Raw genomic sequence first — 10,255 nt, forward strand, 5'->3', positions numbered from 1 at the left:
CCCGCAGGTTACCGATTTGTAATGCCGGCAGTAAGACATTCTTGATCTGCATCTGGCAGTGTTGCCTCGGTCTGGCCGCAGGGTACAGCCGCGCCCGAGGCTCGCATGCTCATCATTCCCGCCGATCTGTCATCGCTGCTGCGGACGGGAATGACCCGCTCGCTGTCGTCCCTCCTGATCAAGGTGGCCACGGCCGGTCTGACCTACATTGCCTATGTCGTGCTCTCGCGCACCATGAGCGGGCTTGAATATGGCACCTTCGCCATCGGCCTGTCGCTTGCCACGGTCCTTGCCGTCCTTGCCGGGCTGGGCCAGCAGACCGCCATTCTGCGCTTATGGCCCGAGGAGATTGCGGCAGGCCATCCTGATCGGGCCGCCGCCGCGATCCGCTCCGGCGCCAGCCTCACCATCCTTGCCTCGCTCGCCACGGCCATCCTGCTGATCGTTACTGCGGCCATCGGTGCAGCCGTGACGCCGATCACCGATGGCGTGCTGCATCTTTACGCCTGTGCCGTGCTGATCCTGCCGCTGGCGCTGGCCGAATATCAATCCTCGGCATTGCGGGCGCAGGGTTCGCTGTGGACCGCGCTGGTGCCGCGCGATCTGCTGTGGCGCACCGCTCTGCCGCTGGCGGTCCTGCTGCTGGCCGGGTACGGCATTGCCCTGACCGGACCCCAGGCGCTGCTGCTCGCCGCCGGCGTCCTGCTGGTTGCGCTGGCCGGGCAAAGCCTGCTTGCCCGCCGACAAGGCCGTCAGCTGGTCCCGGCTCTGCGCGGCGTGCAGGCTTTCTGGCGCCAACGTGGCCAGCTCAGCCGCTGGTTCCTTTATGGCGCGGTGATCGATGCCGTCGCGCTCAACGCCGATACGCTGCTCGTTGGCCTGCAACTGCCACCCGACGCGGCGGCGACCTATTTCAATGCCTCGCGCACCGCCGGTCTGATGACCCTGTTCACCTATGCGGCCACGCTGGTCATAGCGCCGCTGCTGTCGGGCTATTTTCGCGCCGGGGACCGGCGCAAGGCCCAGGCTATCACCACCGTATCGGCGTGGTCGGGCTTTGCCTTCTCGCTTGGCGCCTTTGCCGTCTTCGCCCTGTTCGGGGATCGCGTGCTGGCCATCTTCGGCCCTGGCTATGCCGATGGCTGGGGCGTCCTGCTGCTGCTCAGTTTCGGCCTGCTGTTTGATGCCGGCACGGGCTCGTCGCGCACCACCATGATGATGACTGGCCATGAGCGCGCCTATGTTGCCATCGCCGGCGTCGCCACCGGACTCGGGCTGCTCGCCCAGGTCGCGATCATTCCGGCCTACGGCCTGCTCGGTGCCGCCGCCGCCAACATGATGGTCCGTATCGCCACGCAATTGGCCATCGGCCTTTATTGCGTGGCGCGCATCGGCATCGATCCGACGATCTTTGGCGTCTTGCGCCTGGCGCGCCAGCCCTCGGCGGTGCGTCCGTGACCGGCGCCAGCCTGGCGGCCCTGGCCCCTGCGCCGGCCACCCGTGGCGCTGCCGGGCCATTGCGCGCGCTTGTGCTTGCCGACATGGCGGCGCTGGACGCCGCTGGCCCGGCCTGGCGCGCCCTGGAAAGCCGCGCCGCCGCGCAATGCCTGTTCCAGAGCCATGCCCACACCATGATCTGGGCGCGCAACTACCTGGTTGGATCCGGCACGGCCTTGCACGTCGTCATGCTCTATGACGGCGACGACCTCGGGCTCGTCCTGCCGCTCTGCATCACGACCACGATGGGTGTCCGCATCGCGCGGGTCACCGGCTATCCCATTGCCCAATACGCCGATGCCCTTGCGGACCGGCCGGCCGACGCAAGCTGTTTCGCCGCCATTGTGCAATCCCTGCGCGACGCCCGGGTCGATGCCGTCGCGCTCGACGGCATCCGTGCCGACTCCACCCTGCATCGCCTGGTTGCGGCCCGAGGGCTGAAGCCCGGCAATGCCCGCGTCGCCCCCTTCGTTGATCTTGCGCGCTTCCCCGATCACGACAGCTTCGTGCGCGAGCGCTCACGCGGCCTGGGCAAGAAGCTGCGCGCCCGCCGCCGCCAACTCGAGGGCAATGGCGAACTCCGCTTTGACATCCTCAGCGGTGGGCTGCCGGCCCGACAGGCCTTGGCCGGCGGGCTCCACCTCAAGCGCGAATGGCTGATCCAGCGCGGCGCCATGTCGACGACCTTTCTGGACCCTGCCGCCAATGCCTGCCTGCTCGATCTGGCCGAACATGTTCCAGGCGCACTGGTCTTCCAACTTCGGCTCAACGGCGCCACCGCGGCGATCCGGCTTGGCTTTGAGCATCGCGGCACGTTTTTTTCCTATCTCAGCGCCTACGAGGAAAGCCTGGCACAATACTCCCCCGGCAAGCTGCTGATGAATTTGACGCTTGCCAGCGTGCGAACCCGGGGTGGGGCCATGGTGGACCTGTTCCCTCCCGCCAGCGAAAACAAAGCCATCTGGTGTGATCGCGATATCGCCGTTGCCGACTATGTCTTGGCTTTGACCCTCAAGGGGCGCGTGCACGCCGTCCTGTTCCAGCAAAAGCTGCGCCCGCTGCTGCGCTGGGGCTACTACCGACTGCCCGACGCCGTGCGCCAGACCTTTGCCCGTCGGCTGCTGCGCCGTTAAGGGCGAACGGCAAGCGTACCCATGAGTACGGTTCGTGCTTGACCCTCATGGCGCCCCGGCTTAGAACGGCTCCATCTTAGACCCTCCGCCCCTGTGGAACTCGCTATGACCAAGGCCCGTACGCTCTACGACAAGATCTGGGACGACCATCTGGTCCAGAACAACGAAGACGGCACCAGCCTGCTCTACATCGATCGCCACCTGGTCCATGAAGTGACCAGCCCCCAGGCTTTCGAGGGCCTGCGCCTGAGCGGGCGCAAGGTGCGCCACCCCGAGCGCACCCTGGCCGTGGTCGATCACAACGTGCCCACCACCGATCGCACCCTGCCCAATCCCGATCCGCAAAGCGTGACCCAGATCGCGGCCCTCGCCGAGAACACGCGCGATTTCGGCATCGAATATTACGACGCGTTCGATCCGCGCCAGGGCATCGTGCATATCGTGGGCCCCGAACAGGGCTTTACCCTTCCCGGCATGACCATCGTGTGCGGGGATTCCCATACCTCGACGCACGGCGCTTTTGGCGCCCTGGCCCATGGCATCGGCACCTCCGAGGTCGAGCATGTGCTGGCCACCCAGACGCTGATCCAGCAAAAAGCCAAGAACATGCTGGTGCGCGTCGATGGCACGCTGCCGCCCCACGTCACCGCCAAGGACATCATCCTCGCCATCATCGGGGAGATCGGCACCGCCGGCGGCAATGGCCACGTCATCGAATTTGCCGGCGAGGCGATCGAGGCGCTGTCCATGGAAGGCCGCATGACGGTTTGCAACATGACCATCGAGGGCGGGGCCCGCGCCGGCCTGATCGCCCCCGACCAGACCACCTTCGACTATGTCAAGGGCCGCAACCGCGCGCCTACCGGCACGGCCTGGGACATGGCGCTGGACTATTGGAAAACCCTCTACACCGACGAGGGCGCGGTCTATGACAAGGTGGTCATCCTCGATGCCGCCAAGCTGCCGCCCATCGTGTCTTGGGGCTCCAGTCCCGAGGACGTCATCTCGGTAACCGGCAGCGTGCCCAATCCCGACGATATCGCCGACGAAAACAAGCGCGCCTCCAAATGGCGGGCGCTGGACTATATGGGCCTGGTCCCCGGCACCCGGATCACCGACATCACGATCGAGCGCGTGTTCCTGGGCAGCTGCACCAATGGCCGCATCGAGGATCTGCGCGCCGCCGCGGGCCTGCTCAAGGGCAAGAAGGTCCATCCCGGCGTCAACGCCATGGTCGTGCCCGGCTCTGGCCTCGTCAAGCAGCAGGCAGAAGCCGAGGGGCTCGACGTCATCTTCAAGGATGCCGGCTTTGACTGGCGCGAGCCCGGCTGCTCCATGTGCCTGGCCATGAACGCCGACAAGCTCAAGCCGCAGGAGCGCTGCGCTTCCACCTCCAACCGCAATTTCGAGGGCCGCCAGGGCTTCAAGGGCCGCACCCACCTGGTATCGCCGACCATGGCCGTTGCCGCCGCCGTCACCGGCCACTTCGTCGATATTCGCGATTGGCAATAGCCCCCAATCCCTGGGGAGAGCGCCTGGCGCCCTCCCTCGACGACTTCGAGGCCCTGGCCATCGAAGCGCTGGCCGGCCTGCCCGAGCCGTTCAAGTCGCTGGCCGCCGATGTCACCTGCTCGGTCGCCGAATGGGCCGAGGACGATGTACTGGACGGTTTCGGCATGGACAGCCCCTTCGAGCTGATGGGCCTGTTCCAGGGCATTGGCCTGACCGAGGACGGCGCCGTCCCCCAGACCGGCCAATTGCCCAATACTGTCTTGCTCTACCGCCGCGCCATTCTCGACTACTGGGCCGAGAACGATGACAATACCCTGGGTGAAATCGTCACCCATGTGCTGGTCCACGAAATCGGCCACCACTTCGGCTTTTCCGACGATGACATGGATGCCATCGAAGCCTCTGACGATTAAAGCAGAATCATCGATGCACTTGGCGCGGTCCCGGCGAAGACTCTGCGCTGTGGCGCGAACCCCGCGTTAGACTCTGGTTAACGCGTGCCATAACTGTTAACGCCTGCGGAACTCTAATCCCCGCACTGCCGTTTACCTTTCGCGTTAAGATAAACAACCGGTAAAGCTTGGGCTTTCCGCGTATTTGGAATCTTATCCACATCAATGTTCAAATCTTCGCCGAGGGCGCGCAGGACAAGAACAAATAATATCAATAACGCCGTGCGAGTAACTCAACATGACAATGCGATCCAAGACGTCTCTGAAAATTGTTCAGCCTGAAATCGAGCAGATGGAACATGTGATCCTCGAAGCGTCCAAGCAGGGCGCCCCGATGGTGCAGCGTTTCGCCACGCATCGCGATCGGATCGATCTGGCGATCAAGGAACTGGAAAGCGAGCGCTTCGAACTGCTGTCGCGCCGCGATCTGTTGCGGCGCCAGGCCGAAGCCGTCGATACCGGCTTTTCCATGCATATCAACGATATCGAACAAACGATGAAGTTGTATGAAGGTGGCCTGAACGCGCTCGAAGCCAAGCAATAGGCTCCGGGTTCCGCGCCCGAGCGGCGGACTGACGCGGGAAGCCGGTCGCAGCGACCGGCTTCCGCCAACCCTATTCGCGATCCACGAATTCGAACTCGGCTTCGTTGCCGCCCGAGGGATCGTCCGACACGCGCACCGATAGTCCGCTATGGTCCAGCGCGTCGAACCAGTCGTCCCAGCTCACCAATTGGTAGCCGTTCAGCCGATCGGGCCCCTCGTTGCCGTCCGAATTGAGCGCATGCTGGCCAAAGGTCAGGTTCAGCAACGTCCGGCTGCCCGTGCCGTCCGGCGTATCCATCAGCATGGGATTGCCGCCCCGCGCCGCTGCCCACGCCCTGATATCCTCGCGCGACGTTAAGATCTTGGCCATCGATGACGCTCCTGATTGTCGATCCTGCACAATCGCGAGCCACCCCGATGGTTCCCGCCGCTGCCAGGAGCGACGGCCATGCCGTTGGGTTGCCGCTGTTTGAGGAGGCCAATGCACACACAACTCATGGTACCATCTTGCCAGCACCACCGCGCGGCTCCTCCCCCTGAAGGGGGAGGCGTCGACCGAAGCATTTTACGCCCGCAACTTCGCCAGCACTGCCGCGCCCATTTCCTCGGTGCCGACGGTCTTGCGGTTGTCCTGCGCGATGTCCCCGGTCCGCAGGCCATCGTCCAGCACCGCCGCGATCGCGGCCTCGATCCGGTCGGCCAAGGCGATCATGTTGAACGAATAGCGCAACGCCATGGCAAAGCTGGCGATCATGGCGATCGGATTGGCAATCCCCTTGCCCGCGATATCGGGCGCCGAGCCATGCACCGGCTCGTAGAATGCCTTGCGTTTGCCGGTCAGCGGATCGGGCGCGCCCAGCGAGGCCGACGGCAGCATGCCCAGCGACCCCGTCAGCATCGCCGCCACATCGCTCAGGATATCGCCGAACAGGTTGTCGGTGACCATGACGTCGAACTGCTTGGGATTGCGCACCAGTTGCATGGCTGCATTGTCGGCCAGGATGTGCTCCAGCGCCACGTCGGGATAATCCTTGCCCACGCCCCGGACCACCTCGTCCCACAACACGCCCGATTTCATCACGTTCTTCTTGTCGGCCGAATGCACCTTGTTGTTGCGCGTCCGCGCCAGATCGAACGCCACCCGCGCGATGCGGTCGATCTCGTAGCTCTGGTACACCTGCGTATCGATCGCCTGTTTTTGCCCATCGCCCAGCTCGGTAATGGTCTTGGGTTCGCCGAAATACACCCCGCCCGTCAATTCGCGCACGATCAGGATATCGAGCCCCTCGACCAGCTCGCGCTTGAGCGAGGACGCATCGGCCAAAGCCGGATAGCAGATTGCCGGCCGCAGGTTGGCGAACACCGCCATGTCCTGGCGTAGCCGCAGCAATGCCGCTTCGGGCCGGTGCTCATAGGGCACGCCATCCCATTTCGGCCCGCCCACGGCCCCGAAGATCACCGCATCCGCCGCCAGCGCCTTGGCGGTATCCGCATCGGTAATGGCCACCCCGTGCTGGTCATAGGCCGCGCCCCCGGCCAGCCCGCGATCGGTGGCAAAATCGGTCAGCCCCTGGTCATTGGTCCAGCCGATGAGCTTTTCCACCTCTGCCATGATTTCGGTGCCGATGCCGTCGCCGGGCAGCAGAAACAGGTTGTGCGTCATGTTGGGGCCTTGGGTTGGGGCGCGATGCCCGGGACATCAAACGCTTGTGGCCGCGCCGATGCGCGCCGTCACTTCGATTTCGATTTTCATGCCCGCTTCGATCATCTGCACGATCAGCATGGAAGCCGCCGGACGGATGTCCTTGAACACCGGCCCCACCGCCTTGACCACCGCATCGATGTCCCCGCGATCACCAACGTAATACACCACGCGCACGGTATCCTCGATCGAGCATCCCGCTTCGCGCAGCGCCTTGTCGATGGTGGCAAGGGCATTGGCCGCCTGCGCGCCGACATCGTCGGGCATGGTCATGCTGGCATAATCATAGCCCGTCGTGCCCGACACATAGACGGTGTCCCCGTGCCGCACGGCGCGGGAATAGCCGAACGTCGCCTCGAACGGCGAGCCGGTGGAAACGCGCTGCACCATGCGCCGACCCCCTTACAGCCAGGGCCGGTCGGCGGCCATCCTTGTTTCGAACCCGCTGATCGCCGGATCGGACTTCAGCGTGCCGGCAATATCGTCGAGCCCTTCCAGCAGGATTTGCTTGCGGCTGGGATCGATATCGAAATGCAGCTCGCCGCCATCGGGGCCGCGAATGGTCTGGGCTTCCAGATCCACCGTCAGCGTTGCATTGGCGCCCCGCTCGGCATCGTCCAGCAGCAGCTTGAGCTGCTCCGGGCTGACCACCAGCGGCAGGATGCCGTTCTTGAAGCAATTGTTGTAAAAGATATCGGCGAAACTGGTCGAGATCACGCAGCGAATGCCGAAATCCAGCAGCGCCCAGGGCGCATGCTCGCGGCTCGAGCCACAGCCGAAATTATCCCCCGCCACGATGATCCTGGCGCCACGATAAGCGGCTTTGTTGAGCACGAAATCGGGATTTTCCGACCCGTCCTCATTATAGCGCATCTCCGAAAACAGCGCCGTCCCCAGCCCCGTCCGCTTGATGGTTTTCAGGTACTGCTTGGGGATGATCATGTCGGTATCGATATTGATGATCGGCAGCGGCGCCGCGACCCCGGTCAATGTGGTGAACTTGTCCATTGGAAAGCCTTCCTCGGTTGGCCGTGTCATGGCGCAAAGCCAGGGTTTCGGTCAAGCCGCGATCGGCTAAATCCGTTCGGTTGAGGCTACCGCACTCTCAGTCGTCACCCCTCTCCCCTTGCGGGAGAGGGACCGAGTTTCCGCGTTCAGCGGAAAATCAGGGTGAGGGGTTGCTTCGCAAACTGTGTCACCAGAGAGATTAGACCCCTCATCCGCCCTTCGGGCACCTTCTCCCGCAAGGGGAGAAGGAAGGATAGAAGTTAGGCAGCAAGACCTAGCCCCAGCGCCGCATCCATCCCCAGCATCAGGTTCATGTTCTGCACCGCCGCGCCCGAGGCGCCCTTGCCCAGATTGTCATAGACCGCCACCAGCACGGCCTGGGCCCTGGCGTCATTGGCAAAGACATGCAGCTTCATCTGGTTGGTATTGTTGTAGCTTTCGGGATCGAGCTCGGGCGTCCTGGCCAGCGCCTCATAGGGCGCCACGGTCACGAAGCTGTCCTTGATGGCGGCGAAATGATCGGCAATGGCGGCATGGATTTCCGCCCCGGTCGGCACCCTGGCCAGCGCGCCCAATTGCAATGGCACGAAGGTGACCATGCCCTGCGCATAATCCCCAACCGCGGGCACGAACAGGGGCGCATGGGCCAGCCTAGTATAGGTTGTCATTTCAGGCACATGCTTGTGATTGAAGGTCAGCCCATAGGGCATGAAGGCGCTGGCATCCGCGCCTGCCGCCTCATAGTCGGCGATCATCGCCTTGCCGCCCCCGCTATAGCCGGAAATGGCATTGACGCTGATCGCAAAGTCAGCCGGCAAGAGCCCTGCCGCGATCAGCGGCCGCAGCGTCGCGATCGGCCCCTGCGGATAACACCCCGGATTGGAAACGCGCATCGCCCCGGCAATCAGTCCGGCCTGCGCCTTGTCCATTTCGGCAAAACCATAGGCCCAATCTGGATCGACCCGATAGGCACTCGAGGCATCGATCACCCGCGTGGTCGAATTGGTGATCAGCGATACGCTTTCGCGCGCCGCCTCGTCGGGCAGGCACAGGATCGCCACGTCCGCCACGTTCAGCAGTTCGGCCCGCGCCCCGATATCCTTGCGCCGCTCGGCCGGTATTGACAGAATGTCCAGGTCGCGCCGCCCCGCCAGCCGCTCGCGGATCTGCAGCCCCGTCGTTCCGGCTTCGCCATCGATGAAGATTTTCGCGACCATGATCGGGCTCCTCGGTGCCGTTTTGCTAAATGGACTTCTCCCGTGACAAGGTCAAGACCGCCTTGCCGTTCCGCCGGCTCCGCGACTATGGTTCGGCCACACCCAAGGACCGCCATGACCCCCCATAACCATGCCAAGCCCGGCGACTACGCCCCCGCCGTCCTCCTGCCGGGCGATCCGCTGCGCGCCAGCTGGATCGCCGAAACCTTCTTTGAGACGCCGCGCCAGGTCAATGGGGTGCGCAACTGCCTGGGATTTACCGGCACCTGGAAAGGCAAGCCCGTCTCGGTGCAGGCCAGCGGCATGGGACAGCCGTCGCTGGCCATCTATGTGCACGAACTGATCAATGTTTACGGCGTGCAATCCCTGATCCGCGTCGGCACCTGCGGCGGGCTCAACGCCAAGGTCAAGGTGCGCGACCTGATCCTGGCCCAGGGCGCCGCCACCGACTCCGCGATCGTCAAGGGCCGGTTCGGCCCCTACAATTTTGCCCCCATTGCCGATTTCGGCCTGCTCCGCGCCGCCGCCGGCCTGGCCGAGGCCAGAAGATTGCGCTGGCACGCCGGCAACATGCTGTCCTCCGACATTTTCTACCACGCCAACGGCTTTGCCGGCTACGACACCCTGCCCGGGCACGGCGTCCTCGGCGTCGAAATGGAAGCTGCCGTCCTCTACACCCTCGCCGCCCGCTTCGGCGTGCGCGCGCTGGCCATCTGCACCATGACCGATTGCCTGATCACCCACGACGAAATCAGCGCCGAGGACCGCCAGAGCTCGCTGACCGACATGGTCGAACTGGCGCTCGATGTGGCGGTGGAGGCGTAGGGGCGAGCTCCGACATCGTGCCTCCCTTACCCCCACCCAACCTCCCCCTGGCAGGGGGAGGAGTCTGCCGGTGGGTTAAACCGGATCGAGCTCCACGACCGGATAAATTGATTTCAATCTCGCCCCACGAGTGGCGACCTCCTCCCCTGCCAGGGGGACTGCAGAGCGTCGCGCAGGGCAAATCGCTCCTGTGGAGCGATTTGAGCGATGAAGGCCATGAGAGCTATGCTCGAATGGCAAGGGTGGGGGTCTCGTTTGGCCCCGATCTATCGGCTCTCCCGCTTTGCTTGGCACAATCCCACCCCATACTCGGTGTCACCCCGGCCTCCGGGTCGCTTCGCGCCCGAAGACAGGCTCCGGCCGGG

11 protein-coding genes are annotated in these 10,255 nt (G+C 64.2%); 6 read left to right on the forward strand and 5 right to left on the reverse strand.

All coding sequences use genetic code 11. From position 1 onward, the window contains the following. The first annotated feature begins 105 nt into the window (after positions 1 to 105). The 5 genes from ACFE8X_RS07540 (at position 106) to ACFE8X_RS07560 (ending at position 5,138) form a co-directional block, all read left to right on the forward strand. Positions 106 to 1,458, forward strand: a complete 1,353-nt coding sequence (locus tag ACFE8X_RS07540) for a lipopolysaccharide biosynthesis protein (protein ID WP_375450837.1) — start codon at positions 106 to 108, stop codon at positions 1,456 to 1,458. Then, complete coding sequence (locus ACFE8X_RS07545) at positions 1,455 to 2,630, forward strand: GNAT family N-acetyltransferase (protein WP_375450838.1); 1,176 nt, start codon at positions 1,455 to 1,457, stop codon at positions 2,628 to 2,630. The genes ACFE8X_RS07540 and ACFE8X_RS07545 overlap by 4 nt, the downstream gene beginning before the upstream one ends. 105 nt (positions 2,631 to 2,735) lie before the next feature. Then, positions 2,736 to 4,142, forward strand: a complete 1,407-nt coding sequence (gene leuC, locus ACFE8X_RS07550) for a 3-isopropylmalate dehydratase large subunit (RefSeq protein ID WP_375450839.1) — start codon at positions 2,736 to 2,738, stop codon at positions 4,140 to 4,142. Beyond that, positions 4,133 to 4,555 (forward strand): metallopeptidase family protein, encoded by a 423-nt coding sequence (locus ACFE8X_RS07555; RefSeq protein WP_375450840.1) that lies wholly within the window; start codon positions 4,133 to 4,135, stop codon positions 4,553 to 4,555. The genes leuC and ACFE8X_RS07555 overlap by 10 nt, the downstream gene beginning before the upstream one ends. Positions 4,556 to 4,832: 277 nt before the next feature. Next, the gene (locus tag ACFE8X_RS07560; RefSeq protein ID WP_375450841.1) at positions 4,833 to 5,138 is read left to right on the forward strand and encodes a hypothetical protein; all 306 of its coding nucleotides are present in this window, start codon (positions 4,833 to 4,835) and stop codon (positions 5,136 to 5,138) included. Positions 5,139 to 5,208: 70 nt separating this feature from the next. Here ACFE8X_RS07560 and ACFE8X_RS07565 read toward each other — a convergent pair whose 3' ends face one another. From ACFE8X_RS07565 to argC, 5 genes are all read right to left on the reverse strand, one after another. Continuing rightward, entirely contained in the window at positions 5,209 to 5,508 is a 300-nt protein-coding gene (locus ACFE8X_RS07565; RefSeq protein WP_375450842.1) for a hypothetical protein, read from the reverse strand. A gap of 195 nt (positions 5,509 to 5,703) precedes the next feature. After that, positions 5,704 to 6,801, reverse strand: coding sequence for a 3-isopropylmalate dehydrogenase (gene leuB / locus ACFE8X_RS07570; RefSeq protein ID WP_375450843.1), 1,098 nt, complete (start codon positions 6,799 to 6,801; stop codon positions 5,704 to 5,706). 36 nt (positions 6,802 to 6,837) lie between these two features. Continuing rightward, positions 6,838 to 7,230, reverse strand: coding sequence for a RidA family protein (locus tag ACFE8X_RS07575; RefSeq protein ID WP_375450844.1), 393 nt, complete (start codon positions 7,228 to 7,230; stop codon positions 6,838 to 6,840). 12 nt (positions 7,231 to 7,242) lie between these two features. Continuing rightward, positions 7,243 to 7,848 carry a 3-isopropylmalate dehydratase small subunit gene (gene leuD / locus ACFE8X_RS07580; protein ID WP_375450855.1) on the reverse strand — a complete coding sequence of 202 codons (606 nt, stop codon included), beginning with the start codon at positions 7,846 to 7,848 and terminating at the stop codon, positions 7,243 to 7,245. A 260-nt stretch (positions 7,849 to 8,108) separates the two neighbouring features. Further along, positions 8,109 to 9,065, reverse strand: a complete 957-nt coding sequence (gene argC, locus ACFE8X_RS07585) for an N-acetyl-gamma-glutamyl-phosphate reductase (RefSeq protein ID WP_375450845.1) — start codon at positions 9,063 to 9,065, stop codon at positions 8,109 to 8,111. A 114-nt stretch (positions 9,066 to 9,179) separates the two neighbouring features. Here argC and deoD point away from each other — a divergent pair, with 114 nt between their 5' ends. Then, positions 9,180 to 9,890 carry a purine-nucleoside phosphorylase gene (gene deoD / locus ACFE8X_RS07590; protein WP_375450846.1) on the forward strand — a complete coding sequence of 237 codons (711 nt, stop codon included), beginning with the start codon at positions 9,180 to 9,182 and terminating at the stop codon, positions 9,888 to 9,890. Positions 9,891 to 10,255 lie beyond the last annotated feature (365 nt).

The sequence above is a fragment of the uncultured Devosia sp. genome, from assembly GCF_964244875.1.
Lineage (GTDB): Bacteria > Pseudomonadota > Alphaproteobacteria > Rhizobiales > Devosiaceae > Devosia.